Consider the following 25,618-nt stretch of genomic DNA (forward strand, 5'->3'; position numbering starts at 1 on the left):
CGGGTCAGCATCCGTCGGTCAACGCAAAACGGCGGGCCGGGGCTCGGGCAGTGGGCCCGTACTCACGTCCCCGCGAATCCGCTTGAGCAAGATCTCGGCGCTGATCAGGCACATCGGCAGGCCGATGCCGGGAATCGTTGTGCCGCCGGCGTAGTACAGGCCGTCGATGTGCTTGGACACATTGCTGCCGCGGAAGAAAGCGCTCTGCTTGAGCGTGTGCGCCGGTCCGAGCGCGCCGCCCTTCCAGGAGTTGAGGTCGTCGGCGAAGTCGGCCGGTCCGATGGTGCGCCGCACCAGGATGCGCTCGGCGAGGTCGGGGATTCCGGCCCACTGGGCGAGCTGGCCGATCGCGGCATCCGCGATGCCCTCCACGGAGGCCGAACCGGCTCCGTTGATGCCGCCGTGGCCGATGCCGGTGTCGGCAGGCACCGGGATGAGCAAGAACATGTTGCTGGCGCCGTCCGGGGCCACGCCCGGATCTGTCGCACTGGGCAGGCAGGCGTAGAACGATGCCGGGTTGGGCACCGAGGTCTCTTTCCCGAAGATGCGGTCGAAATTGTCGGCCCAGTCCTGGGTGAAGAACAGGGTATGGTGGGCGAGCTTGGGCAGCTCGCCGCTGACGCCCAGCAACACCAGCACGGCACCGGGTCCGGAGGTGCGCTTTCGCCACCAGCTTTCCGGGTAGGTCTGCTTGGCCGGCTCGACCAGTTCTGTTTCGGTGTGGTGCAGGTCGGCGGCCGAGACGACCAGGTCGGCATCCAACCGCACGGTCTCACCGGCCGCGTTGGTGTAGGTGACGCCCTCGACCGTGGCCTGGGCGCGCCGGCCGGCGGGCGTGGGTCCCGAGCGAATCGCCTGCACGGTGGCGCCGGTCTCGATGGTGACGCCGGCCGCGCGGGCCAGGTCGACGATGCTCTCGATCAGCCGGGTGAAGCCGCCCTGCGGGTAGAGCACGCCGTCGGCCAGGTCGAGGTGGCTCATCAGGTGGTACATCGACGGGGTGCGGTCGGGGGAGGAGCCGAGGAACACCGCGGGGTAGCCGAGGATCTGGCGGATGCGGGGGTCGCGGAAGTAGCCGGCCACGAACTTGTCCAGCGGCTGCAGCAGCAGCCGGCCAAGCCGGCCCATCCGGGAAAGCACGTCGCGCACCAGCAGCGGCTTGAACGAGGCGAAACTCGTGTAAAGGAACCTGGCCACGGCCATATCGTAGGTTTCTTTGGCGCTGGCCAGGTACTTCTCCAGTTTTTTACCGCCGCCGGGTTCGAGGGTGTCGAACAGACGGATGTTGTCGGCCCGTTCGGCGCGCACGTCGACGGGCTCGGAGTCCGATTCGAAGAACACCCGGTAGCCGGGGTCGAGCCTGGTCAGCTGCAGCTGCTCGGCCGCGCTGGTGCCCATCAGCCGGTAGAAGTGCTCGAACACCTCCGGCATGAGGTACCAGGACGGCCCGGTTTCGAAGCGGAAGCCGTCGGCCTCCCAGAAACCGGCGCGGCCGCCGAGGGTGTCGTGGGCCTCCAACAGGGTGACCTGGTGACCTTCCTTGGCCAGCAGTGCCGCGCTGGCCAGGCCGGCGATACCGCCGCCGATCACGACCGTGCGGGTGAGGGGGGCCGTGGTCGGGGTACGTCCGGTCGGGCTGCTCACCGTCGCCACGCCTGCGGGCCGAACGAGGACGAGAGGGCGATCATCAGTTTCTCCGGATCCGGCACCCGCACGCGGGTGCTCATCAAGGCGTGGGCGGGGGTCTCCCGCAGTTTCGCAGATAACCGGGCGAACAACCGGTGGGCGGCGGTGACGGCGCGTCGGCTGCTCGTCGGCAGCAGCGGCAGCACTCGTTCGGCGGCCTCGAGGTCGGCATCCATGTCATCGAGCAGCAGCTGCTTCTGCGGTTCGGTGAGCCGGGTGAGGTCGACGCCCGGGAAGTAGTTGCGGCCGAGCGAATCCCGGTCGGCGGCCAGATCGCGCAAGAAGTTGACCTTCTGGAACGCGGCGCCGAGGCTGCGTGCGCCGTGTTCAAGAATGGCGTGGTCCGAGGGTGACCGCGGGGAGTCCCGCAGGAAGCTGCGCAGGCACATCAGCCCGACGACCTCGGCCGAGCCGTAGATGTACTCGGCCACACTGGCCGCCGTGAACGGGGCCGGGTCGAGATCCCGCCGCATCGAGGCGTAGAACGGCCGGGTGAGAGCCGGTTCGATGCCCACTCGTCGTGCGGTGACGGCGAAGGCGTGCACCACGAGGTTGGTGCTGAAGCCGCGCGCCATCGCGCGCTCGGTTTCCTGCTCGAGGTCGTCGAGCAGCTCGCGCTGACCGGCCAGGTCGATGCCGGCACCGCTGGCGGCGCCGTCGACGATTTCGTCGGCGATGCGCACGAGCGCGTAGATGCTGCGTACTTCCTCGCGCACACCGGGGGCCAGCAGCCGCGCGGCCAGGCCGAATGATGTGGAGTACTGCCCGATGACCGTGGTGGCGCTGGCCAGGGCGGCCGCGTTGTAGTTGGCCAGACCGGTGGTCGGGGCTCCGACGGCCGGCCCGAGCGTATTGCGGCTCATTTCTGCCGCGTCACGGCGCTCAGCGCCAACTGGGTGAGGGTGGTGCGCAGGGTGTCGGGCATCAGCGGTCCCTGCAGGGCGTCCACCGCGCGGCTTGCGTACTCACGAGCGAGGGCATCCGCGGTCTCCGGGGCGCCGCAGTCGCGCAGATGGCCGCGTACCAGGTCCGCCTCGGCGTCGGTGAGGTCGCTCTTGCCCAGAAAGGGCGCGATCAGGGGCCACCGGTCCGTGGCGCCGGCGTGCGCGATGAGCGCGGTCTGCTTGCCCTCGCGGAGGTCAGCGATGACGCTCTTGCCGGTGCTGTCCGGGTCGCCGAAAACGCCCAGCAGGTCATCGGTGAGCTGGAAGGCGACGCCGATCAGGCGGCCGAACCGTCCGAGGGCGTCGATGGCCTCCTCTGGTGCCCCGGCGAGGACGGCACCGGCCTGCAGGGGAGCCTCGAAGGAGTAGATCGCCGTCTTGTGTTCGAGCGTCGTGACGACCTGGTCGATCGTGAGGGGGACCCGGCTGACCGTGTTGGTCACATCCGCCAGCTCGCCCGCGGCGGAGACGAACACGGCCCTGTCGAGCAGGTCGAGCAGCCGGCCGCGCAGTTCGGCGGGCACCGGCAGCAGGGCGAGCGCGCGATGGGCCTCGCTCAGCGCCAGATCGCCGGCCAGGATGGCGGCGGTCGAGGCCCAGGCCTCAGCCTGTGCGCTCTGGGCCCCGTGCGCAATGGCGCGTTCGGTGAACCGGCCGGCGATGTTGGCCATCCCGCGGCGTGACAGGTCGCGGTCGATCACGTCGTCGTGGATCAGGAACGCCGTGTGCAGCAGTTCGAAGCTCACCGCGACGGGGGTGGACAGGGTGTGGTCGGTGCCGCCGAAACCGTCATAGGCGGCCAGCACCAGGGCGGGCCGCACGCGCTTGCCGCCGCGGCTGGCCTGGTCGAGGGAATCCCAGAGTGCGACGTAGTGGTCGCCGTAGTCGCTGGCGCGCAGCCGGGCCGCGGCGAAGAATCGGTGCAACTCGGTTTCGACGCCGAGCGTCTGGATCTCATGCACGGAAGGTCTCCAGTTCCCGCATCTGCAGAACCATCCAGGGGCTGAAGGCGAATGGGCTGGCCAGCACGGAGCCCTGCAGGGTCTCCGGGTCGGTCCAGGTGAACTCCATCACCTCGTCGGGGTTGGGCACCGGGTCGCCAGTCGCCACTGCCAGGTACACCGGGCAGACCTCGTTCTCGACGATGCCGCTGCTGTCGGTCGCGCGGTAGCGAAACAGGGGCAGCGCCAGGTCGATATCGGTCACCGCCAGGCCAAGCTCGAAGTCCGCGCGGCGCCGCACGGCGTCGGGTAGGGTCTCGGCCGGGCCGGGTGGCCGCAGAACGAATTCGTCCACACGCCGGGCCAGGTCTTCTTGGTCAGGGCCCGTCGGGTGATCAGGACCTCGCCGCGGTCGTTGAACACGTAGCAGGAGAATGCCAAGTGCAGGGAGGTGTCGGCGCCGTGGACGCTGCTCTTGGGGGCGGTACCGATCTCGCGGCCGTTCTGGTCGAGAAGGACCACCAGGTCGTCGACAAACCCACTGCCGCCGGTCTGCTGATCACCGGCACGCTCGATGGTGGATTCTGCTGTGTGCATCACGGGACTCCCTCTCGTGCAGCCAAGATACTCCAAAAAGTACCTAACCGAGTTAGCGATAATCGAGGCTAGCATGGTCGCTATGCCCGCCGACGTCGAACCCGCCGCCGAGCTGAGACGACCCGGTTCACCGGGCTACTTCTACCCGAACGACGCCGCCGGGGACGCCGTGCCTGTCGTCACCGCATCGGTGAGTACCGCATCCGTGGGCACTGCATCTGCGAGCACTGCGTCTGTGAGCGCCGTGGATGTCCTGCGAGCGGTGCGCCGTTTCCGTGCGGCCGACGTGGCCATGCGCATCAGGGCGCGCTCCGACATGGAGATGAACGATTCCGACCTGGTCGCTCTGCGCCACCTGATCGCGGCTGAGGAACGTTCGGAGTCGATCGGCCCGAAAGACCTCAGCGTTTTCCTGGGCATCTCCTCCGCGGCCACCGCCAAGCTGCTCTCCCGTTTGGAGGCCGCCGGCCGGCTCCACCGCGAACCGCACCCGAGCGACCGGCGGGCGCAGGTGCTGCACGCCACCCGACGTGCCCACGACGAGATCCGGCGCGTATTAGGCGCGGCGCACCAGCGGATGTTGGCCGCTGCCGAAAGGCTCACAGCGCCGGAGCAGCGCGCCGTGGTGAGCTTCCTCGACGAGCTCAGCGGCGCAATGGACGAGCCGACCGAGCCGCACGAGCCGGCCGAGCCGCACGAGCCGGCCGAGCCGAGCCGGCCGGGCACGCCGGGCACGCCGGGCACGCCGAGTCGGCTGGACTCGTTGAGCCGGCCGGAGCCGTCTGAGGGCTCAGAGGCCGCGGGGTACCCTTGAGCACGTGATTGTTCCCGCCGCCCAGCACGTGCACACCCTCCTCGCCTCGTATTCGGACTTCCCTCTCCCTGGGATCCTGTTCCGTGACCTCAACCCGGTGTTCGCCGACGCCGTGGCGTTCCGGGCGATCATCGACGACCTGAGCGAGCGGTACCGCGGACAGTTCGATGCAGTGGCCGGCATCGAGGCTCGCGGATTCCTACTCGCGGCCGGTATCGGTTACGCCGCCGAGTGTGCGGTGCTCGCTGTGCGAAAGGGCGGGAAGCTGCCCGGTACCGTACTCACCGAGGAATACGACCTGGAGTACGGTTCCGCGCGCCTCGAGGTGGAGGTCGGGCAGCTGCCCGCCGGCACCCGGGTTCTCATCGTCGATGACGTGCTCGCCACCGGCGGCACGGTCGCGGCGACCGCCCGGCTCATAGAACGGGCCGGCTACGTGACGATCGGCGTGGGTGTGGTGCTCGAACTGGCCGATCTCGACGGGCGCAGCCGCCTCGGCGACGTTCCCGTGCACACCATCGTTTCGGTCTGACCCAAACTCAACTGGTCCCCGTGCGGACCAGTGCACCCGGTACGCCGGGTGCACATGTCCGATTCGGCACCAGAAACTCCCGCCCCGTCCGGCGGCTACTTACACGGTGAAGGGCTCTAGTAGGCGGCGGGGTTGGCCGAGGGCTCGACCGGTGCTCCGGAGAGCACGGCCCTGCTGCCCGACACGCCGAGGCGGCTGGCGCCGGCATCGATCATGGCGAGGGCGTCGGCGTGGCTGCGTACTCCGCCGGAGGCCTTGACGCGCGCCGCGCCGTTCACGGTTGCCGCCATGAGGCGGACGGCGTGCACGGTAGCGCCGCCGGCCGGGTGGAACCCGGTCGAGGTCTTGACGAAGTCGGCTCCGGCGGTCACGGCGGCACGGCAGGCACCCACGATCTCGTCGTCGGTGAGGGCGGCGGATTCGATGATCACCTTGAGGATCAGCGGAGCGGGGAGCTCGGCGCGCACGGCGCTGATGTCGGCCTCGACCAGATCGAACCGGCCGGCCTTGGCCGCTCCGATGTCGATGACCATGTCGACCTCATCAGTGCCCTGCGACACGGCCAGGGCGGCCTCAGCGGCCTTGATCGAGCTGGCGTGTTTGCCACTGGGGAAACCGCAGACGACGGCGACCTTGAGGTCGGCATCCACGGGGATGGTGAGGGGCAGCATCGACGGTGACACGCAGACCGAGTAGACGCCAAGCTCAACGGCCTCGGCGATGAGGGCAGCCACGTCGGCCTGGGTGGCCTCGGGCTTGAGCAGGGTGTGGTCGATGTAGCGGGCCAGGCCGGCGACGGTCAGTGCGGAGGCAGGTGTGGAAGTCGTCATGCTCGTACGTCCTTTGGGTGGGGCGATGGGGGGTCCGCCGGGCTTGATCTTACCCGGGGTGCTGCTGATGTTCCCTGGCGGGTGCGGCATGCTTAAGGAATGAGCGGCAGTGGTGATGCGTGGGTCTACGGGCCTGACGGTGCTAGGTTCTGGGGCGTCTACGGGGCGGCGGGTCTCCTGGTGCACCATCCCGACCGTGGAGTCCTCCTGCAACACCGCGCCATCTGGAGCCATCAGGGTGACACCTGGGGCGTGCCCGGCGGGGCCAGACACGAGAACGAGAGCGCGTTCGATGCCGCCGTCCGGGAGGCCGGCGAGGAGGCCGGTGTGCCCGCCCATCTACTCAGGCTGAACTTCAGCTCGGTGGTCGACCTGGGTTTCTGGTCGTACACCACGGTGGTTGTGCGGGCCCTCGAGGCCTTCGAGCCGGTGATCAGCGATACCGAGAGCATCGCGCTGCGCTGGGTTCCACCGGCGGAGGTGGAACTGCTGCCGCTGCATCCGGGCTTCGCCGCCAGTTGGCCGGCGCTCAGGGGCCGCCTCGCCTGACCGGATCGTCGCCAGCGGATGCGCCCGATGCGCCGGATGCCCCCACCGCGCCGGTCGCCGCTCGGCGCGGCGGCCACGGCACCAGCACAGAGACCTGGTGTTGAGACGCCGGATATCCGGTGTGGCGCGAGACCGAGATGCTCTCGGTGAAAGCGATCGACCCCACGAACAGCACGGTCAGCAGCACCGCGCCCAGCGACCCCACCTGCAGCCAGGTTCCCGCGGCGATGGCGCCGAAGCCGGCCATCACCCACCACTGGGCGATCTCGCAGAAGTGGTTGGGGTGCCGGGAGTACCCGAACAGGCCCGTCCGCAGGAAGCCGGGATCGGTGCCACCGCGTGCGCGGTGGACCCGGCGCGAACGCTGGAAGTCCCAGTGCTGCTGATCGGCCACTCTCTCCCCGACGAGGAAGCCCAGGAACAGGACGGCGGCGACCAGATCGGCGGCACCGAACGGTGTCCGCCGGTTCGCCAGGGCGACCCAGGCCGGCAGCGTGATGAGCAGCAGCAGATTCTGGTAGCCGGAAATGAAGACCGCGTTGAACAGCGCGAAGCGGCGACGACTCATCCGGCGGCGAAGCGCCGCCCACCGGTAGTCCTCACCGCCGGGCCGGTAGCCGCCCTTGCGGGCGAAGTTGACGGTCAGCTGCGCGCCCCAGAGTGTCCCGAGCACAGCCATCAGCACCAGCCGCGGGTCGGTCAACCCGCCGGCGCCGGCGAACACCCACAGGTACACCGGCGGCAACAGCGACCACGACCGGTCGACCCAGGGGTACTCCCTGGTACGCAGCGAGAGCAGCCAGGTCATGGCGATGGCGGCCGCACACAGCGTCAGGCACACCAGCAGGGCGGATGCGCCGGTGGCGGTCATCCGGGAGCCGTTCCCTCCCGCACCACATCGAGGGGCGTCTTGTCGGGACGCAGGCCCCGCCAGCTGGGGTGCCGCAGCCGGCCCGACGGCGTCCACTCGGCGAACTCCGCCTCGCCCACCAGCGCCGGCTGCACCCAGACCGCGTCGGCCGCATCCTCGGGAGGCACGTCGTCGAACGGGCTCGCCGCAGCCGGGAGTTCGTCGAGCCGTCGGCGCAGGGCCGTGAGATCCCGGTCACGAAAGCCCGTGCCGATCCGCCCGGCGTAGCGCAGCCGGCCGGCCGGGGCCTCGCCCGGGCTTCCCGGCTCGGGAATGCCCACCAGCAGCGAGCCGAAGGTGCTGCCGCGGTGCCCGTTCCCGGGGCGCCAGCCGCCGATCACCACCTCCTGCGCCTTGACGTGCTTGATCTTCACCCACTGGTCGGAGCGCCGTCCGCCGGAATAGGTGCTTCCGGTCGCCTTGGCGATCAGCCCTTCCAGGCCGAGCTGCACACTGGTGGCAAGCAGCGATTGGGCGTCGCCGCTGAACGACGGCGGTACCTGCACGGTGTTTGTGGGCACGGTGTCTGTGGGCACGGTGCTGGTGGGCGCGGTTCTGGTGGCCACGGCGCTCGATGCCGTCACGAGTTCCTCCAGCGCGATACGGCGGGCCGAGTATGGCTGGTCGGTAAGTGTGGTGCCGCCGTGCTCGAGCAGGTCGAAGACGAAGTAGTGCACGGGGGCCAGCCGCTGGGCCTCCTGCAGGGCTCGCGCATCGGTGACTCCGAGCCTGCTCTGCAGCCGCGAGAAGTCGGGCCGGTTCTTCGCGTCCAGGGCCACGACCTCGCCGTCCAGCACCGCCCCGCTTGTATCTGCCGCCGCGCGCAGGTCGTCGACGAGCTCGGGAAACGACCCCGTCACATCGTTGCCGTTGCGGGTGAGTAAGCGCACCCGCCCGGTGGCGCCGGGCTCGACGTAGGCCAGGGCGCGGATGCCGTCCCACTTCATCTCGTACGCCCACTCGATCTCCGCCGACAGGTCCTGCAGGCTGCCCGGCCGGGCGAGCATGGGGAGTAGGTGCCAGTGGAGGCGGGGAGCGGAGCGGGCGCCGGGGCCGGATCACGCCGCGCCAGCGTGGGCGCCCGGTCGCCGGCCGGACCCGGGCGTTTGGGTTTCATGAGGTGGATCAGCCAATTGCGTGACGTGTCCCCGCCGGTGCGGATGAGCGCGAACTCCCTGTGGGTGCCGGCCAGCCCGCCGTCCGGCCGCCCGTGCAGGATGACGATGACCTCGTCGTCCCGCCATTTCTGCAGCGAATAACTGCCGGAATCCCAGATCGACATGGAGCCGGCGCCGTACTCTCCAGCCGGAATGTCACCCTCGAACTCGAGATACTCCAGCGGGTGGTCCTCGGTCCGCACCGCCAGGTGATTGTGGGTGGGGTCCACAGGCACTCCCTTGGGCAGCGCCCACGAGGCCAGGACGCCGTCGTGCTCGAGGCGCAGGTCGAAGTGCAGGGCCCTGGCGTGGTGTTCCTGGATCACGAACGATGCCCCGCCGCCGCCGCCCGAGCCCGGCGCCGGCGTCGTGGCGGGGACCGGCTCAGGGGTTCGGCGGGCGTCACGTTTGCTGCGGTACTGGTGCAGACGGTCCGGTTCGGTTCGTGCGGCCGCCCCGGCGCCGCCGGCCTCGATGGCGTCCGCCACCGGGCCCAGCAGGTCCGGGCTCCGTTCCAGTCGTTTGAGCACCTGCCGGTAGTCGAGCTGCTCGAGCCCCGGCGACTCCAGCTCCCGCCAGGACCTGGGTGCCGCCACCAGGGGGCGCATCAGTCCGCGCAGGCTGTACGGGGCGATGGTGGTTTTGCTCGCATTGTTCTGGCTCCAGTCCACGAAGACCTTGCCGGCCCGCAGCGACCGGGTCATGGCGCTGAGCACCTCGCCGGGATGGTCGGCTTCAAGAGCCTTGGCCAGCTCGTGCGCCACCTGGCCCACCTGCTCGGAGGAGTGGCTGCCGTCCAACGCTGCATAGAGGTGGATGCCCTTGCTCCCGCTGGTCACCGGCAGGGTGTCCAGCCCCATGTCCAGCAGCAGTGCCCGTGCCCACCGGGCCACCTCCGCGCACTCGGCGAGGCCGACCCCCTCGCCGGGATCCAGGTCCAGCACCAGCCGGTCGGGTCGGGCTGGGGCGCCGGCCGTATCGAAGCGCCACTGCGGTACGTGAATCTCCAGAGTGCCGATCTGGGCGAGCCAGGTGAGGGTGGCCACGTCGTTGACCAGGGGATAGACGGTCACGCGTGCCGTGTGCGCCAGTTCCCGGCGCGCTACCCAGGCCGGCGTGCCGTCGCCCAGGTTCTTCTGGAAAAACACGTGCCCGGGCTCCTGGGGCGTGCCCACCCCGTGCACCCAGCGTTTGCGGGTCGCCGGGCGGTCCCGCGAATGCCGGATGAGGGCATCCGCGACCGCCGCGTAATAGCCGAGGATGTCGGCCTTGGTGGTCCCGGTTTCCGGGTACATGACCTTGTCCAGGTGGGTGAGCGTGACCCGGCGGCCGCCCACCAGCACGACCTCCCGGTGGGCGCCGTCGGTGCCCCCGGCAGACGTGCCTGCAGCCCTCGGGCCAGTTGCCATGTGCCCAGCTTGCTCCAGGCCGGGCCGTGGGTCTAGCCTCCCGCCCTCGGACGGGTGTGTACTGGGGGCGGGAGGACGAACGATGAGATCGATCTGGAAGGGCGCCATCACCTTCGGGCTGGTCAACGTGCCGGTCAAGGTCTACAGCGCCACCGAGGACCACGACGTCGAACTGCACCAGGTGCACGACGCGGATGGCGGCCGCATCCGCTACCAGCGCCGCTGCGAGGTCTGCGGCAAGATCGTCGACTACGCGCACATCGACAAGGCATTCACCGACGGTGACAAGACCGTGGTGATCACGGATGCCGACCTCAAGGCGCTGCCGGAGGAACGCAGCCGCGAGATCGACGTCGTCGAATTCGTGCCGAGCGGCCAGCTGGACCCCATCCTGTTCGACCGCAGTTATTTCCTGGAGCCCGACGGCTCCTCGCCCAAGGCCTACGTCCTGCTGCTACGCACCCTGGAGCAGACCGATCGCACCGCCATCGTGCACTTCGCGTTACGCCAGAAGACCAGGCTCGCCGCGCTCCGGGTGCGAGGCGGTGTTCTCATGCTGCAGACCCTGCTCTGGGACGACGAGGTGCGCGTGGCCGAGTTCCCTGCCCTGGAGCAGACCGTGAAGATCTCCGACCGGGAGCTGGACCTGTCAGCGGCGCTCGTTGACTCGTTCGCCGACGACTTCACCCCTGGCAACTACACCGACGAGTACCAGGCGCAATTGCGTCGACTCATCGAGGAGAAACTCGCCAAGGGTGACGCGATCGACACCGAGGCCACCTTCGGCCACTCCGAGGAGGAGGCCGGCGGAGGAGAGGTGCTCGACCTGATGGAGGCCCTGCGTCGCAGCGTCGACCGCAGCCGGTCCGGCCGCGACGAGGCGACGGCGGCCACCACAACCGCTGAGTCCGCGACCCGGGCCACAAAGAAGAAGAGCACGGCCAGAAAGCAAGCCTGAGCCGGTCGGCCGGCTCCTCGGTAGACTCGTCTCGTGACCGGGCCCGTTCCAACCGACCTCAGCTCTAGGGTGCTGACGGTGCCGAATCTGCTCAGTTTCCTTCGACTGGCGCTGGTTCCGGTCTTTCTCGGCCTGCTGGTCAACGGCGAGGACGCCTGGGCGCTCCTGGTCCTCGCTGTCGCCAGCCTCACCGACTTCCTGGACGGCGCGATCGCTCGCGCATTCAATCAGATCACCCGGCTGGGACAGCTGCTCGATCCCGCCGCGGACCGGCTGTACATCTTCGCCGCGCTGATCGGTCTGGCCTGGCGCGATCTGGTGCCGTGGTGGATCGTCGTCGTCGTCGTCGGCCGTGACGTGTTCCTGCTCGGGTTGGGCGTTGTGCTGGCCAACCACGGTTTCGGTCCGCTTCCTGTGCATCAGCTGGGCAAGGTGGCGACTTTTTGTCTTTTTTATGCACTGCCGATGATCATGCTCGGCCAGGCGTTCCCGGAGCTGTCCTGGTGGTCCCAGCCCGTCGGATGGGCCTTCGGCCTGTGGGGCGCGTACCTGTACTGGTGGGCCGGCGTGATCTACGCGATCGAAACCGTTCGGGTGATTCGCCTGCCGCGCGCTTGAAGGCCCCATCCATCCGATACGATTTACCCGTAGGAGGTGCACGGTGGTCGATTCCGACGAGAAGAAAGAACCCGAGCGTAGGGTGGCGCCCGAGAATGCCACGGGGAACGTCGATACGACGATGACGTTCAGCCAGGAGTTCGCGGCGTCGTTGGCCGCACTCGACGCCAATGTCACCGTCGAGGAACAGGAAGCCATTGCGGCCCTGCCCTCTGGATCCGCCCTCCTGGTGGTGCGCCGCGGCCCCAACTCCGGTGCCCGGTTCCTCCTGGACGCCGATCTCACCACGGTGGGACGACACCCCAACGCCGACATCTTCCTCGATGACGTCACGGTGTCCCGCCGGCACGCGGAATTTCTGCGCAACGGCCGGGCGTTCCGGGTGAAAGACCTTGGCTCGCTCAACGGCACGTACTTCGATGGCGAACGCATCGACCTGGCCGCCCTCACCGACGGTTCCGAAGTACAGGTCGGCAAGTTCCGTCTCACGTTCTACGCCTCGCGGCTCGACCTCGTTCACCTGGCGAGCGACTAGTGCCGGCGTCCTCCGCCCAGGCCAGACTGCCGGGCGCGACGTCACTCTTGAGTATCGGCCAGGTCCTGGCCCGGTTGACACCTGAATTCCCCGACCTGACCCCCTCCAAACTGCGTTTCCTCGAGGAACAGGGACTTGTCTCCCCAGCGCGCACCGAATCCGGCTACCGCAAGTTCGACAGCGGCGACCTGGATCGGCTGCGACTGATCCTGTCTATGCAGCGCGACCACTACCTGCCCCTGAAGGTCATTCGCGCCTACCTGGACGACCTCGATTCCGGTCTGTCACCCGTGCTCCCCGGCGGCGGCGCCCCGGGTCCGAGCATCCTCGTGATCGCCAGGCGTTACACCCGCGACGACCTGCTGCGCGAGTCGGGCGCCTCCTCCACGCTTTTGCACGACGCCGTCACAGCCTCGATCATCGTGCCCGCCGAACACTACGGCGACGACGCCCTCAAGGTGCTCCGTGCCCTGGTGGACCTGCAACGCAGCGGGATCGAGCCCCGGCATCTCCGCGGCTTCCGCGGGGCCGCTGAACGCGAGCTCGGCCTGATCGAGAGCGCCCTGGTTCCCCTGGCCCGTCGCAAGGACGCCTCCAGCCGCGCCAAGGCGGCCGAAATGGCCGTGGAGATCGCCGGCCAGCTCGAGGTGATCCGCGGCAGCCTCATCCGCTCGGCCCTGGGCCGCCTGACCAAATAAGTCGTAGACTGAAAGTTCAGCTCAGCGAATCTACCGGGTTCCTTCGACACGCCGAGACGTTCGGACGGATGTCATCGGTTGAGGCCCCCGGCCTCGCTAACGTTGAAGTGCGGCCTGAAGGTTCGCATCCACCCCCGAGAGGCGCGCATGAGTGAGCTCAATCCCCGAGACGATTCGTCTCGGTACGGTCAGGGACTGCTCTTCACCGACGGCATGCCTGAACTCGATGAGAACTCCGGCTACCGGGGCGCGGTCGCCGCCCGAGCCGCGGGCATCAGTTACCGCCAGCTCGACTACTGGGCCCGCACCGAACTCGTCGAACCCACCGTCCGCGGCGCCGCCGGCTCCGGCTCGCAGCGTCTGTACGGCTTCCGCGACATCCTGGTGCTCAAGCTTGTCAAGCGCCTGCTCGACACCGGCATCTCCCTGCAGCAGATCCGCACCGCGGTCAACCAACTGCGCGAGTCCGGCGTCAACGACCTGGCCCAGACCACCCTCATGAGCGACGGCGCCAGCGTCTACCTCTGCACCTCCAACGACGAGGTCATCGACCTGGTCAGCCGCGGCCAGGGTGTTTTCGGCATCGCCGTAGGCAAGGTCCTGCGCGAAGTGGAGACCACCCTCGTCGAACTCAACACCCAGTCCAGCGACCCCTCCGACGAGTTGGCCGCCCGACGGGTCTCCCGCAAAGTCTCCTAACCCCGCGAACTGAGAGAAAAGCCCCGAAAACGCACGCGTTTCGGGGCTTTTCTCACAGGTCGCGAGAGCGTACGGCGCTAGCTCGTGGGAACTTCCGCGTACTCGCCGATGCGCGCGGTGCGCAGCACCCGGTCCAGGAGCTGGTCGAAGTAGTGCGCCATCTCCTGGGCGCTGTCACCGGGCCAGGTGTGCAACGGCTTCGCCGCGCCCTGGGCCTGCTGCAGGCTGGTGCGCTCGGGCAGCTGGGGGCTGAGTACCAGCGGGCCGAACATGTCCCGTAGTTCCTTGATCCGGAACTGGTGCTCCAGCGACGCCGTGCGGGCACGGTTGACGATGATGCCCAGCGGCTGCAGGCGCGGGCTGAGGCCACGGCGGATCTCTTCGATCGCGCGCAGGGCCCGGTCAGCGGCGGCGACCGAGAACAGGCCGGGTTCGGTGACCACGGCAACCCGGTCGCTCGCGGCCCACGCGGTGCGGGTGAGGGCGTTCAGCGACGGGGCGCAATCGATCAGCACCAGGTCATAGTCCTTCTCCACGGTGGAGAGGGCCTCCTCGAGCTTCCAGATGTCCCGGATGCTGGGGTGCGGGCCGTCGAAATTGATGGCCGAGGGGCTGCCGATCATGACGTCGATCGTGCCGGGCCGGCCACGGGTCCAGCCGCTGGGCGCAATGGCTGCGCGCACGACTTTCTCCTTCGGCGAAGCCAGAACGTCGGCGACATTGAGGTGGCCGGCGAGCTGGATGTCGAGCCCGGTAGAGACATCTGATTGCGGATCGAGGTCGACCACGAGGGTCCGAACACCGCGGGCGAAGGCGGCAGAAGCCAGACCAAGGGTTACCGTGGTCTTGCCTACCCCTCCCTTGAGGGAGCTAACGCTAAGTACGTGCACAAGTAGATACGTTACCTTCACTAGTCTTAGAGAACCTAACCGTCAGCTGTGCGCCGCTCCCGGATCGAAAGGTCTCTATGTTCACTAAAATCCTCGTCGCCAACCGTGGAGAGATAGCAATCCGCGCATTCCGCGCCGCCTATGAACTGGGAGCGAAAACCGTCGCGGTCTTCCCGTTCGAAGACCGTAACTCGCTGCACCGGCTGAAGGCCGACGAGGCCTACGAGATCGGCGAACCGGGTCACCCGGTGCGCGCCTACCTGAATGTCGCCGAGATCATCCGGGTGGCCCGGGAGAGCGGCGCCGACGCCATCTACCCCGGCTACGGATTCCTCTCCGAGAACCCCGAGCTCGCCGAAGCGGCCAAGGCCGCCGGCATCACCTTCATCGGCCCTGGCTCGCACGTGCTCGAAATGGCCGGCAACAAGGTCACCGCCAAGGAACACGCCATCGCCGCCGGTGTTCCGGTCCTCAAGTCCAGCGCACCGTCGCGCGACGTCGAGGAGCTCATCGCGGCCGCCGAGGAGATCGGTTTCCCGATCTTCGCCAAGGCCGTCGCCGGCGGTGGCGGGCGCGGCATGCGCCGCGTCGCCACGATGGCCGACCTGCGCGGTTCGCTCGAAGAAGCCATGCGGGAGGCCAACAGCGCCTTCGGCGATCCCACCATGTTCCTCGAGCAGGCCGTGCTCCGCCCCCGCCACATCGAGGTGCAGATCCTCGCGGATGCCACCGGCGAGACCGTGCACCTGTTCGAGCGGGACTGCTCCGTGCAGCGGCGTCACCAGAAGGTCATCGAGATCGCGCCGGCCCCCAACCTGCCCGAAGAGATCCGCCAGCGCCTGCACAAGGATGCCGTCGCCTTCGCCAGGTCGATCGGCTACGTCAACGCCGGCACCGTCGAGTTCCTGCTCGACACCGTGGGCGAGCGCGCCGGCCAGCACGTGTTCATCGAGATGAACCCGCGCATCCAGGTTGAGCACACCGTCACCGAAGAGGTCACCGACGTCGACCTCGTGCAGTCCCAGATCCGCATCGCCGCGGGGGAGACCCTCGCCGACCTGGGCCTCAGCCAGGACTCGATCAAGCTGCGCGGTTTCGCCCTGCAGTGCCGGATCACCACCGAAGACCCCACCAGCGGGTTCCGCCCCGACACCGGCAAGATCACCACCTATCGCTCGCCCGGCGGCGCCGGCATCCGCCTGGACGGCGGCACTATCAACCCGGGCGCCCAGATCAGCCCGCACTTCGACTCGATGCTCGCCAAGCTCACCTGCCGCGGCCGCGACTATGCCTCGGCGGTCACCCGTTCCAAGCGTGCCCTGGCCGAGTTCCGCATCCGCGGCGTCTCCACGAACATCTCGTTCCTGCAGGCCGTGCTCGAAGACCCCGACTTCGCAGCCGGCGACCTGAGCACCTCGTTCATCGAAGAGCGCCCGCAGCTGCTGCGCGGACGAGCCTCCAAGGACCGCGGCACGAAGATCCTCAACTGGCTGGCCGATGTCACCGTCAACCAGCCCAACGGCGTGCCGATCACCCTGTTGAACCCGGCCGAGAAGCTGCCGAAGATCGACCTCACCGTGCCGGCACCCGAGGGCTCCCGGCAGAAGCTGCAGTTGCTCGGCCCTGTCGGCTTCGCCAGCGCCCTGCGCGCGCAGACCGCTCTGGCCGTCACCGACACCACTTTCCGTGACGCCCACCAGTCGCTCCTGGCCACCCGGGTGCGCACCAAGGACCTCGTCGCCGTCGCCCCGTACGTCGCCAGGCTGACCCCCGAGCTGCTCTCGGTCGAGGCCTGGGGAGGTGCCACCTACGACGTCGCACTGCGCTTCCTCGGCGAAGACCCGTGGGAGCGCCTCGGCGCCCTGCGGGAGGCCCTGCCCAACATCAACATCCAGATGCTGCTGCGCGGCCGCAACACGGTGGGCTACACCCCCTACCCCACCGAGGTAACGGATGCCTTCGTCCGCGAGGCCAGCGACTCCGGTGTCGACATCTTCCGCATCTTCGACGCCCTCAACGACGTCAACCAGATGCGCCCGGCCATCGACGCGGTGCTGAACACCGGCACCAGTGTTGCCGAGGTCGCGGTCTGCTACACCGGTGACCTGCTCGACCCGGCCGAGAACCTCTACACCCTGGACTACTACCTGCGCCTGGCCGACCAGATCGTGGCGTCGGGCGCGCACATCCTGGCCATCAAGGACATGGCCGGGTTGCTGCGTCCGGCCGCGGCCGAGAAGCTCGTCACGGCGTTCCGCGAACGCTTCGACCTGCCGGTGCACGTGCACACCCACGACACCCCCGGCGGCCAGCTGGCGACGCTGCTCGCGGCGTCCGGCGCCGGCGCCGACGCTGTGGACGTGGCCAGCGCCCCGATGGGCGGCACCACCAGCCAGCCCTCGGCCTCGTCGCTCGTGGCCGCGCTCGTGCACACCGAGCGCGACACGGGCATCTCGCTGCAGAACGTGTGCGACCTCGAGCCGTACTGGGAAGACGTGCGCCGGGTCTACCACCCGTTCGAATCGGGCCTGCGCGCCCCGACCGGCCGCGTGTACAAGCACGAAATCCCCGGCGGTCAGCTGTCCAACCTGCGCACCCAGGCCGTGGCGCTGGGCCTGGCCGACGACTTCGAGCTCATCGAGGACATGTACGCCGCGGCGAACAGCATCCTGGGCCGCGTGCCCAAGGTGACGCCGTCGTCCAAGGTCGTCGGTGACCTGGCCCTCTACCTCGCCGCTGTCAACGCCGACCCGGCCGACTTCGAGGCCAACCCGGCCAAGTACGACGTGCCCGACTCCGTGGTCGGGTTCATGGCCGGCGAACTGGGCGACTTGCCCGGAGGCTGGCCGGAGCCCTTCCGCACCAAGGTGCTCGAGGGACGCAACATCCGGGTCAGCACCACCGAGCTGACCGACGAGGAGCGAGGCGCGCTGGACGGCGACAGCCCCACCCGCCGCGGCATGCTCAACCAGTTGCTCTTCCCCGCCCCCACCCGGCACTTCCAGCAGATCCGCGAGCTCTTCGGCGACCTGTCCGTTGTGGACACCGTCGACTACCTCTACGGCCTGCGCCAGGGCACCGAGCACTCAGTCGAGATCGACAAGGGGGTCCGGCTCTACGTTGGCCTTGAGGCGATCGGCGAGGCCGACGACAAGGGCATGCGCACGGTCATGACCATCCTCAACGGCCAGCTGCGTCCGGTCTTCGTGCGGGACCGCAGCATCGCCGTGGTCACCAAGGCTGCGGAGAAGGCCGACGCCAACCAGCCCGGCCAGGTTGCCGCGCCGTTCTCCGGTGTGGTCACCCTGCAGGTCGCCGAGGGCGACGTCGTCGCGGCCGGCCAGAGCGTCGCCTCCATCGAGGCCATGAAGATGGAAGCGGCGATCACCTCGCCCATCGCCGGCGTCGTGGAACGGGTCGCGATCCCCGCGACGCAGCAGGTCGACGCTGGAGACCTGCTCGTGGTGGTGCGGCCGCGCTAGGCTGAGGCCTGATTTGGGCCCCATTCCCAGGCCCGTGGAAGAACGAGGAGTCTGCTGTGACAGATCGACGGACAGACGATGCCCAACCGCACGACGAGGGTGACGGCCAGCTGGCCCCGGCGGAGACCGGGGCCGGCGCCGCGACCACAGCGACGCGACCCGGCGACGAGTACCACAGCGAGCTGCCGCCGCACACCTTCGACAATCTGGCCGCGGCGCTGCCGGACAGCCTGGGCGCCCCTCTCGGGAGCCCCGGCCTGACCCGGTCCGCCGTGCTGCGCACCTCGGCGGCCGACGGTTCTGCCCGCGGGGCCACCCGGTCGGACGTCTCCGCACCGGGCACCACCCACCCGGGCACCCACACCATCGAGATCGTCACGCCGCAGCGCGCCCGCGAGGTCGCTGCTCCGCTCGGCGTGAGCGGCACCGCGGCGGCGGCCCTGTCGCTGAGTACCGGTCCGACGAACGCCGCCACGGCCAGCCGGCGCGACCGCAGCCGTGCGGATGCCCTTGCCCCGGAGTCCGCGTCGATGCTCACGTCCGACCGCCTGCTCGAGGTCAACCGCAAGACCAGGCGGCCGCCGAACGGCAGCTGGAACCGGTTCGTCTACAGGGCCTCGTTCCACCTCATCAACCTGGGCGACTCGGCCGCCGTACGCGCCCACCAGGCGATGGACGAGCGCATCCGGAAGCAGTTCGAGGGTGGGGCGAGATTCGTGCCGATCCTCACCCGTAAGGGCGGTGTGGGCAAGACCACCGTCACCGCCCTGCTCGGCATGGCCATGGCCGACGCCAGGGAAGACCGGATCATCGCCGTCGACGCCAACCCCGACCGGGGCACCCTCTCCGAACGGGTCTCCAAGCAGACCAGGTCAACGGTGCGCGATGTCGTCACGAAGGCCGCCTCCATCGGCGGCTTCACCGACTTCTCCGTGCTGGTGTCCAGGGACGAGACCCGGCTGGACATCCTGGCCAGCGACACCGACCCGCTCCTGAGCGAGGCATTCGACGAGAACGACTACAACGTCGTCGCCGACCTCGCCGCGCGGTTCTACTCGATCGTTCTGACCGACTGCGGCACCGGCATCGTGCACTCGGTCATGCGGGCCACCCTGCAGCGCGCCGACTCCATCGTGATCGTGTCCGGCGGCAGCGTGGACGAGGCCCGGCTGGCCTCCGAAACCCTCACCTGGCTCGAGGCCAACGGCTATGGCGAACTCGTGCGCAACGCGATCGTCGCTCTCAACACGGCGACCCAGGGCACCAACCTTGTCAAGCTCGAGGAGATCGAATCGCACTTCCGCTCCAGGGTTCGCGAGATCGTGCGGATCCCGTACGACCCACAACTGGCCGCCGGCAGTGTGGTCTCCTTCAAGGACCTCAAGCCGATCACTCGACTGGCCGCGCGCACCCTTGCCGCCCTCGTCGTCGAAGGACTGCCGGCCGAACGCCGCGTCTGAGTCTCGCCCCGCACGACCTGTCCTACCCCTCCCACCAACGCCGCACCATCGCCGAACCCGCCGTTCCATCCGAAGAGAGTCTCCCGTGCCCGAACGTCAGATCCGCCTACTGGGCGACCCCGTCCTCAAAACCCGCTCGGAGCCGATCGGTGCCATCGACGCCCGGGTGCGGAGCCTCGTCGAAGACCTTGTCGACAGCGTGAAGCTGCCCGGCCGGGCCGGGGTGGCCGCCGCCCAGATCGGCGTCAACCTGCGCGCGTTCAGCTACAACATCGACGGCCACATCGGCTACATCCTGAACCCGGTCCTGGTGGAACTGGCGGGGGAGCCCGAGCTGGTCGACGAGGGTTGCCTGTCCGTACCCGGCCTGTGGTACCCGACCAAGCGGTATCCGTTCGCCAGGGTCACCGGCATGGACCTCGACGGCAATCCGGTCGCTGTCGCCGGCGAGGGACTGATGGCCCAGGCGTTGCAGCACGAGACTGACCACCTGGACGGGTTACTCTACCTGGACCGGCTGGACAAGGAGAACCGTCGGGCCGCGATGAAGGAAGTCCGCGAGTCCGACTGGTTCTGAACCCCGGATGCGAAAACGAGCTGCCCCGCCTCGGCGGGGCAGCTCGTTTTCGGAACAGCTCGTTGTCGGAACAGCCGGCGCTGTCTAGTCCTGCACCCGATCGCGCACCGGTACGGCCGCCGTCGTCGGGTTGGCGCCGTAAAGGTTCTGGATCTCGGCCGCGAAGTCGCGCAGGATCAGGTCGCGCTTGATGCTCATCTTCGGGGTGAGGTAGCCCGCCGCCTCGGTGAGCTCGATCGGAAGCACCACGAACTTCCGGATGGACTCCGCCCGTGACACCGACTCGTTGGCGTGGTCGATGGCCCGCTGCACCTCGGCGAGGACCTTCGGATGCACGGACGCGTCGATGAGCGACATTGTGGCGTCTTCGTGGTTGTTGTTCAGCCAGACCGGGAGCATCTCAGGGTCGAGGGTGACCAGTGCGGCGATGAACGGCTTCTGGTCGCCGACAACGACGACCTGGCCGACCAGCGGGTTGGACCGGATCGGGTCCTCGAGGGCCGCCGGGGCGACGTTCTTGCCGCCGGCGGTGACGATGATCTCCTTCTTGCGCCCCGTGATGGAAAGGAAACCGTCGTCGTCCAGCGCGCCGATGTCACCGGTCTTCAACCAGCCGTCGTCGAAAACGGCCGCGGTGGCTTCGGGGTTCTTCCAGTACTCGGTGAAGACGTTGACCCCCTTCACCTCGATCTCCCCGTCATCCATGACGCGCACTGAGACGCCGGGCAGGGCCGGGCCGACACTGCCGATCTTCGACTTGGTGGCCAGGTTCACCGTCGCGGGGGCTGTGGTCTCGGTCAGGCCGTAACCCTCGAGGATCACGATGCCCAGGCTGTGGAAGAAGTGACCAAGGTGAGCGCCGAGCGGGGCGGAGCCGGACACGGCGAACTTGACGTTGCCGCCCATCGCCGTGCGCAGCTTGCTGTAGACGAGCCTGTCGAACAGGGCGAACTTGATCTTCATGCCCAGCGGGATCCGTTCGCCGGCCTCGACCAGCTTCGAGTGTGCCACGGCGACGTCAGAGGCGGCCAGGAAGATCTTGCCCTTGCCGCCGGCCTCGGCCTTCTGCTCGGCGGAGTTGTAGACCTTCTCGAAGACCCGGGGGACCGCAAGCAGGAACGTCGGCTTGAAACTGCCCAGCGACGGGAGCAACTGCCGGGTGTCCGGCTGGTGGCCCACCCTGACGCCGCCGTGCACGCACAGCACCGCGATGAAGCGAGCGAAGACGTGGGCGGTCGTGATGAACAGCAGGGTGGATGCGCCGTTCTCGTCGGTGAGGACGGGCTTGAGCGCGATCCCGGCGTTCCGGCTGGTCTCGACGAAGTTGCCGTGGCTGAGCACACAGCCCTTGGGTCGGCCGGTGGAGCCCGACGTGTAGATCAGGGTGGCGATGTCCGAGGCCACGGCCAGGCGACGGCGGCGATCGATCTCGGCATCCGGAACATCGACGCCCCTGGCGGCGAGCTTGTCCAGGTCGCCCAGATCGATCTGCCAGACCGTCTCGACGTTCGGCAGCTCCGGATGCACCTCGTCGAAGCGGGCGAAGTGGTCCGCAGTCTCCACGATCAGCGCCGTGGCGCCGGAGTCGCTGAGAATCCACTGCACCTGGCTGGGCGAGCTCGTCTCGTAGACGGGCACGAGCACGGCGCCGGCGAACCAGACGGCGAAGTCGATCAGGGTCCACTCGTAGCGGGTCTTGCAGGTCAAGCCGATCTTGTCGCCGGGCTGTACGCCGGCAGCGACCAATCCCTTGGCCAAGGCGACGACCTCCGCGTGGAACTCGGCGGTGGTGACCGGTAGCCAGCCTCCGTTGTCCGGGCGGGAGAACAACACCAGGTTGGGGGTCAGCGCAAGACGGTCGACCAGAAGGTCGGTGACGTTCGCGTTCGGGTCGGCGGGGACGACGGCGGGCTCATCGAACTGTTTCACGGTAACTCCTTTGGCACCGGACGGGTAAGTGCGTTCACTCTAGCCGCTGATTCGGGGTGAACCTGCGATTCTCCCGGCGGCGTGGTCATTTACTACACTCTAGGGGGTGCCTTGCGTGGTCGATCAGGTTGCTGCGTGCCCCGTGCCGTTTGAGAGCCGACCTGAAGAACACACTGTTGCCCTACCTACGAAAGGTGCGCTCGTGCACGCCATTGGGATTGACATCGGCGGGACCAAGATCGCCGGTGCCCTCGTCGACGAATTCGGATCCATTATCAGGTCGGACCGCCGGCCCACCAACGCCGGGGACCCCGGCGAGATCGAGAACGCGGTCGTCGAGATGATCCAGGGGCTGTCAGAGGGCGAGGACGTCGTGGCCGCCGGAGTGGCCGCCGCTGGGTTCATCGACGCGGCCCAGTCCACGGTCTACTACGCGCCCAACATCAACTGGCGAAACGAGCCGTTGCGCGAAAAACTTGAGTCGCGCCTGTCCATCCCCATCATCATCGAGAACGACGCCAACGCGGCCGGATGGGCCGAGTTCTGCTTCGGGGCCGGCCGGTTGTACAGCGACATGGTCACGCTCACCATCGGTACCGGCGTCGGCGGGGCCATCGTGTCCAACGACAAGCTGTTCCGCGGCGGCTTCGGCGTGGGAGCCGAGCTCGGCCACATGCGAGTGGTGCCCGACGGGTTGCCCTGCGGCTGCGGCGCGCACGGCTGCATCGAACAGTACGGGTCCGGCCGGGCGCTGCTGCGCATAGCGAACGAGTTCGCGGATGCCGGCGGTATCGGCCTGGGGCTGGCGACAGCGCGCTCCAAGCGGGGCAAGCTGACCGGCAAGGATGTCGGCCGGTTCATCCAGGATGGCGACCCGGGGGCCCTCGCGGCGCTCCGTCAGCTGGGCGCGTCGCTCGGCCAGGCCTGCTCGAGCCTCGCGGCAGTGCTGGACCCCCAGGTGTTCGTGTTCGGTGGCGGGGTCGCCGCGGCCGGCGAACTCCTCCTCGAGCCGATCCGCACGGCATATCTCGACAACCTCCCGGCCCGCGGCTACCACCCCGAGGCCGAGTTCGCGATCGCCGAGCTGGTCAACGACGCCGGCGTCGTCGGCGCTGCCGACCTTGCCCGCCGACACGTCACCGGTGAGTAGGCTGTTCGTGCCGCGTATGACCGTGCCGAGTGTGACGGTGCGCCACGCCGTTGACCGGCCCTCGCTCACTTAAGGACACCGATGTTCTACTGGTTCATGAAGAATATTGTGGCCGGCCCCATCCTGCTGGGCCTCTTCCGGCCCTGGGTGATCGGGCTCGACAACATCCCCAAGGAGGGCGGCGTGGTTCTCGCGAGCAACCACCTGTCGTTCATCGACTCGGTGTTCCTTCCGCTGGTCGTGCCACGTCGGGTGGTGTTCCTGGCCAAGAGCGAGTATTTCACCGGCACCGGCCTCAAAGGCTGGGCGACCCGGCAATTCTTCAAGGCCACCGGCCAGTTGCCCATCGACCGCTCCGGCGGCAAGGCGTCGGAAGACTCCCTGAACACCGGCCTGGCCGTGCTGAACGGCGGGGGAGCGCTCGGCATCTATCCCGAGGGCACCCGCAGCCCGGATGCCCGCATGTACCGGGGCCGCACCGGCGTGGCCCGGATGGTGCTGGAGGCTGGCGTTCCCGTCGTTCCCGTGGCCATGATCGACACCGAGAAGGCCATGCCGACCGGCACCCGCATCCCCAAGGTGCGACGGATCGGCATCGTCATCGGTGAGCCGCTCGACTTCAGCCGCTTCGAGGGAATGGAGGGTGACAGGTTCGTGTTGCGCTCCGTGACGGACGAGTTGATGTACGAACTGCGCCGCCTCAGCACTCAGGAGTACGTCGACGTCTACGCCACCAGTGTCAAAGAGAAGCGCGCCAGCCTTTCACGCTAGGCTCGAATATCGATCACCCCAGGCCCGCGCATGCGCGGGCCGAAGAAGAGAAAAACAGGCTCAGTCCCGTGGTAGACCCCACCGAACCGGTTGTAATGGCAGACAAATCTGTGATCGCCGGACTGGACTATTGGCGCACGCTTCCCATCAAGCAGCAGCCGGCCTGGCCGGATGCGGATGCCGTCGCGGCCGCATCCGCCGAGCTGGCCACGCAGCCGCCCTTGGTCTTCGCCGGCGAGGTCGACATCCTGCGCGACCGCCTGGCCCAGGCCGCCCGCGGTGAGGCCTTCCTGCTGCAGGGCGGTGACTGCGCCGAGACCTTCAGTGGTGCCACCGCCGAGCAGATCCGTAACCGGGTCAAGACCGTGCTGCAGATGGCCGTTGTGCTCACCTACGGCGCGTCCATGCCCGTTGTGAAGATGGGCCGGATGGCCGGCCAGTTCGCCAAGCCGCGCTCCAGCGACTTCGAGACCCGTGGCGACGTCACCCTGCCCGCCTACCGTGGCGACATCGTCAACGGGTACGACTTCACCCCGGAGTCCCGCGAAGCGGACCCCGACCGGCTGGTCAAGGCGTACCACACGAGTGCATCCACCCTCAATCTCATTCGCGCCTTCACCCAGGGCGGCTTCGCCGACCTCCGCCAGGTGCACAGCTGGAACCAGGGCTTCGCGAAGAACCCGGCCAACCAGCGCTACGAGGGCCTGGCCAAGGACATCGACCGCGCCATCAAGTTCATGATCGCCTGCGGCGCCGACTTCGAGGCCATGCGCCGCACGGAGTTCTACACCAGCCACGAGGGCCTGCTGATGGATTACGAGCGCCCCATGACGCGCATCGACTCCCGCACCGGCACGCCGTACAACACCTCGGCGCACTTCGTCTGGATCGGCGAACGCACCCGCGAGATCGACGGCGCCCACGTGGACTTCCTCTCCAGGGTGCGCAACCCCATCGGTGTCAAGCTCGGCCCGAGCACCTCGATCGACGACATGCTGCGCCTGATCGACAAGCTCGACCCCAACCGCGAGCCCGGCCGGCTGACCTTCATCACCCGGATGGGCGCCGGCAAGGTCCGCGACGCCCTGCCGCCGCTGCTCGAGGCCATCAAGGCCAGCGACGCGACGCCGCTCTGGGTCACCGATCCGATGCACGGCAACGGCGTCACGACGCCCACCGGCTACAAGACGCGTCGTTTCGACGACGTCGTCGACGAGGTCAAGGGCTTCTTCGAGGCGCACCGCTCCGTGGGGACCCACCCCGGCGGCATCCACGTCGAGCTCACCGGCGACGATGTCACGGAGTGCCTCGGCGGCTCGGAGCACATCGACGAGGCCGCCCTGGCGACCCGCTACGAGTCGCTCTGCGACCCGCGCCTGAACCACATGCAGTCCCTCGAACTCGCCTTCCTGGTGGCCGAGGAACTGGCCGCGCGCTAACCGCCCGCCCGCGCAGTCCCGCCCGCGCAGTCCCGCCCGCGCA

Annotated in this window: 23 protein-coding genes and 1 pseudogene; 14 read left to right on the plus strand and 10 right to left on the minus strand. The window is 68.5% G+C overall.

The window, feature by feature from the left end:
- Positions 1-18: 18 nt before the first annotated feature.
- From crtI to idi, 4 genes and pseudogenes are all read right to left on the minus strand, one after another.
- On the minus strand, positions 19-1,644 hold the full coding sequence (crtI, locus tag BJQ95_RS08180; RefSeq protein ID WP_130176055.1) for a phytoene desaturase family protein: 1,626 nt from the start codon (positions 1,642-1,644) through the stop codon (positions 19-21).
- Complete coding sequence (locus BJQ95_RS08185) at positions 1,641-2,549, minus strand: squalene/phytoene synthase family protein (protein WP_130176054.1); 909 nt, start codon at positions 2,547-2,549, stop codon at positions 1,641-1,643. The genes crtI and BJQ95_RS08185 overlap by 4 nt, the downstream gene beginning before the upstream one ends.
- Positions 2,546-3,592 carry a polyprenyl synthetase family protein gene (locus BJQ95_RS08190; protein WP_130176053.1) on the minus strand — a complete coding sequence of 349 codons (1,047 nt, stop codon included), beginning with the start codon at positions 3,590-3,592 and terminating at the stop codon, positions 2,546-2,548. The genes BJQ95_RS08185 and BJQ95_RS08190 overlap by 4 nt, the downstream gene beginning before the upstream one ends.
- Positions 3,585-4,147 (minus strand): annotated as a pseudogene (gene idi, locus BJQ95_RS08195) (isopentenyl-diphosphate Delta-isomerase). The gene BJQ95_RS08190 and the pseudogene idi overlap by 8 nt, the downstream one beginning before the upstream one ends.
- Before the next feature lie 103 nt (positions 4,148-4,250).
- Here idi and BJQ95_RS08200 point away from each other — a divergent pair.
- Positions 4,251-4,982, plus strand: coding sequence for a MarR family winged helix-turn-helix transcriptional regulator (locus BJQ95_RS08200; protein ID WP_165384824.1), 732 nt, complete (start codon positions 4,251-4,253; stop codon positions 4,980-4,982).
- Positions 4,983-4,986: 4 nt separating this feature from the next.
- On the plus strand, positions 4,987-5,514 hold the full coding sequence (locus tag BJQ95_RS08205; RefSeq protein WP_130176050.1) for an adenine phosphoribosyltransferase: 528 nt from the start codon (positions 4,987-4,989) through the stop codon (positions 5,512-5,514).
- Between the two features lie 116 nt (positions 5,515-5,630).
- Here the strand turns inward: BJQ95_RS08205 and deoC are convergent, their stop codons facing one another.
- Positions 5,631-6,344, minus strand: coding sequence for a deoxyribose-phosphate aldolase (gene deoC, locus BJQ95_RS08210; protein ID WP_130176049.1), 714 nt, complete (start codon positions 6,342-6,344; stop codon positions 5,631-5,633).
- 99 nt (positions 6,345-6,443) lie between these two features.
- Between deoC and BJQ95_RS08215 the strand changes: the two genes are divergently transcribed.
- Entirely contained in the window at positions 6,444-6,893 is a 450-nt protein-coding gene (locus tag BJQ95_RS08215) for an NUDIX domain-containing protein (protein ID WP_130176048.1), read from the plus strand.
- Here BJQ95_RS08215 and BJQ95_RS08220 read toward each other — a convergent pair.
- From BJQ95_RS08220 to ligD (BJQ95_RS08230), 3 genes are read right to left on the minus strand one after another with little or no spacing between them, the layout of a single operon-like run.
- Positions 6,874-7,764: a DUF1295 domain-containing protein gene (locus tag BJQ95_RS08220; RefSeq protein WP_130176047.1), complete on the minus strand. Its 891-nt coding sequence runs from the start codon at positions 7,762-7,764 to the stop codon at positions 6,874-6,876. The two genes, BJQ95_RS08215 and BJQ95_RS08220, sit on opposite strands and share 20 nt — an antisense overlap.
- Entirely contained in the window at positions 7,761-8,810 is a 1,050-nt protein-coding gene (gene ligD, locus BJQ95_RS08225) for a non-homologous end-joining DNA ligase (RefSeq protein WP_256041586.1), read from the minus strand. Before ligD (BJQ95_RS08225) ends, BJQ95_RS08220 begins: the two co-directional genes overlap by 4 nt.
- Entirely contained in the window at positions 8,747-10,369 is a 1,623-nt protein-coding gene (gene ligD, locus BJQ95_RS08230) for a non-homologous end-joining DNA ligase (protein ID WP_256041587.1), read from the minus strand. Before ligD (BJQ95_RS08230) ends, ligD (BJQ95_RS08225) begins: the two co-directional genes overlap by 64 nt.
- 82 nt (positions 10,370-10,451) lie before the next feature.
- On the opposite strand from ligD (BJQ95_RS08230), the gene BJQ95_RS08235 reads away from it, so the two are divergent.
- From BJQ95_RS08235 to BJQ95_RS08255, 5 genes are all read left to right on the plus strand, one after another.
- On the plus strand, positions 10,452-11,327 hold the full coding sequence (locus tag BJQ95_RS08235; RefSeq protein WP_130176045.1) for a Ku protein: 876 nt from the start codon (positions 10,452-10,454) through the stop codon (positions 11,325-11,327).
- A gap of 33 nt (positions 11,328-11,360) precedes the next feature.
- On the plus strand, positions 11,361-11,945 hold the full coding sequence (locus BJQ95_RS08240; RefSeq protein WP_240694556.1) for a CDP-alcohol phosphatidyltransferase family protein: 585 nt from the start codon (positions 11,361-11,363) through the stop codon (positions 11,943-11,945).
- Positions 11,946-12,066: 121 nt separating this feature from the next.
- The gene (locus tag BJQ95_RS08245) at positions 12,067-12,480 is read left to right on the plus strand and encodes an FHA domain-containing protein (RefSeq protein ID WP_130176064.1); all 414 of its coding nucleotides are present in this window, start codon (positions 12,067-12,069) and stop codon (positions 12,478-12,480) included.
- On the plus strand, positions 12,480-13,178 hold the full coding sequence (locus BJQ95_RS08250; RefSeq protein WP_130176044.1) for a MerR family transcriptional regulator: 699 nt from the start codon (positions 12,480-12,482) through the stop codon (positions 13,176-13,178). The genes BJQ95_RS08245 and BJQ95_RS08250 overlap by 1 nt, the downstream gene beginning before the upstream one ends.
- 147 nt (positions 13,179-13,325) lie before the next feature.
- Positions 13,326-13,877: a MerR family transcriptional regulator gene (locus BJQ95_RS08255; protein WP_130176043.1), complete on the plus strand. Its 552-nt coding sequence runs from the start codon at positions 13,326-13,328 to the stop codon at positions 13,875-13,877.
- Positions 13,878-13,954: 77 nt separating this feature from the next.
- Here the strand turns inward: BJQ95_RS08255 and BJQ95_RS08260 are convergent, their stop codons facing one another.
- Complete coding sequence (locus BJQ95_RS08260; RefSeq protein ID WP_130176042.1) at positions 13,955-14,767, minus strand: ParA family protein; 813 nt, start codon at positions 14,765-14,767, stop codon at positions 13,955-13,957.
- Between the two features lie 77 nt (positions 14,768-14,844).
- On the opposite strand from BJQ95_RS08260, the gene BJQ95_RS08265 reads away from it, so the two are divergent.
- The 3 genes from BJQ95_RS08265 (at position 14,845) to BJQ95_RS08275 (ending at position 20,286) form a co-directional block, all read left to right on the plus strand.
- Positions 14,845-18,249, plus strand: a complete 3,405-nt coding sequence (locus BJQ95_RS08265; RefSeq protein WP_256041588.1) for a pyruvate carboxylase — start codon at positions 14,845-14,847, stop codon at positions 18,247-18,249.
- A gap of 56 nt (positions 18,250-18,305) precedes the next feature.
- Positions 18,306-19,709, plus strand: coding sequence for a MinD/ParA family protein (locus tag BJQ95_RS08270; RefSeq protein WP_240694946.1), 1,404 nt, complete (start codon positions 18,306-18,308; stop codon positions 19,707-19,709).
- Positions 19,710-19,794: 85 nt separating this feature from the next.
- Entirely contained in the window at positions 19,795-20,286 is a 492-nt protein-coding gene (locus BJQ95_RS08275; protein WP_256041589.1) for a peptide deformylase, read from the plus strand.
- 84 nt (positions 20,287-20,370) lie between these two features.
- Here BJQ95_RS08275 and BJQ95_RS08280 read toward each other — a convergent pair whose 3' ends face one another.
- Positions 20,371-22,215, minus strand: coding sequence for a long-chain fatty acid--CoA ligase (locus BJQ95_RS08280; RefSeq protein ID WP_130179246.1), 1,845 nt, complete (start codon positions 22,213-22,215; stop codon positions 20,371-20,373).
- A gap of 202 nt (positions 22,216-22,417) precedes the next feature.
- On the opposite strand from BJQ95_RS08280, the gene BJQ95_RS08285 reads away from it, so the two are divergent.
- The 3 genes from BJQ95_RS08285 (at position 22,418) to BJQ95_RS08295 (ending at position 25,575) form a co-directional block, all read left to right on the plus strand.
- A complete protein-coding gene (locus BJQ95_RS08285; protein WP_130179245.1) occupies positions 22,418-23,365 on the plus strand; it encodes an ROK family glucokinase in 948 nt (315 codons plus the stop codon).
- Between the two features lie 81 nt (positions 23,366-23,446).
- On the plus strand, positions 23,447-24,136 hold the full coding sequence (locus BJQ95_RS08290) for a 1-acyl-sn-glycerol-3-phosphate acyltransferase (protein WP_130179244.1): 690 nt from the start codon (positions 23,447-23,449) through the stop codon (positions 24,134-24,136).
- A gap of 95 nt (positions 24,137-24,231) precedes the next feature.
- Positions 24,232-25,575 carry a class II 3-deoxy-7-phosphoheptulonate synthase gene (locus BJQ95_RS08295; protein WP_130179243.1) on the plus strand — a complete coding sequence of 448 codons (1,344 nt, stop codon included), beginning with the start codon at positions 24,232-24,234 and terminating at the stop codon, positions 25,573-25,575.
- The last annotated feature ends 43 nt before the right edge of the window (positions 25,576-25,618 follow it).

This window comes from Cryobacterium sp. SO1 (genome assembly GCF_004210215.2).
Lineage (GTDB): Bacteria > Actinomycetota > Actinomycetes > Actinomycetales > Microbacteriaceae > Cryobacterium.

Bases quoted from the DNA above. Each gene is read 5' to 3' on its own strand.
- BJQ95_RS08185 (WP_130176054.1), bottom strand. From the start codon at position 2,549: ATGAGCCGCAATACGCTCGGGCCGGCCGTCGGAGCCCCGACCACCGGT.
- BJQ95_RS08200 (WP_165384824.1), top strand. From the start codon at position 4,251: ATGCCCGCCGACGTCGAACCCGCCGCCGAGCTGAGACGACCCGGTTCA.
- deoC (WP_130176049.1), bottom strand. From the start codon at position 6,344: ATGACGACTTCCACACCTGCCTCCGCACTGACCGTCGCCGGCCTGGCC.
- BJQ95_RS08215 (WP_130176048.1), top strand. From the start codon at position 6,444: ATGAGCGGCAGTGGTGATGCGTGGGTCTACGGGCCTGACGGTGCTAGG.
- BJQ95_RS08220 (WP_130176047.1), bottom strand. From the start codon at position 7,764: ATGACCGCCACCGGCGCATCCGCCCTGCTGGTGTGCCTGACGCTGTGT.
- ligD (WP_256041586.1), bottom strand. From the start codon at position 8,810: ATGCTCGCCCGGCCGGGCAGCCTGCAGGACCTGTCGGCGGAGATCGAG.
- ligD (WP_256041587.1), bottom strand. From the start codon at position 10,369: ATGGCAACTGGCCCGAGGGCTGCAGGCACGTCTGCCGGGGGCACCGAC.
- BJQ95_RS08235 (WP_130176045.1), top strand. From the start codon at position 10,452: ATGAGATCGATCTGGAAGGGCGCCATCACCTTCGGGCTGGTCAACGTG.
- BJQ95_RS08245 (WP_130176064.1), top strand. From the start codon at position 12,067: ATGACGTTCAGCCAGGAGTTCGCGGCGTCGTTGGCCGCACTCGACGCC.
- BJQ95_RS08255 (WP_130176043.1), top strand. From the start codon at position 13,326: ATGAGTGAGCTCAATCCCCGAGACGATTCGTCTCGGTACGGTCAGGGA.
- BJQ95_RS08265 (WP_256041588.1), top strand. From the start codon at position 14,845: ATGTTCACTAAAATCCTCGTCGCCAACCGTGGAGAGATAGCAATCCGC.
- BJQ95_RS08290 (WP_130179244.1), top strand. From the start codon at position 23,447: ATGTTCTACTGGTTCATGAAGAATATTGTGGCCGGCCCCATCCTGCTG.
- BJQ95_RS08295 (WP_130179243.1), top strand. From the start codon at position 24,232: ATGGCAGACAAATCTGTGATCGCCGGACTGGACTATTGGCGCACGCTT.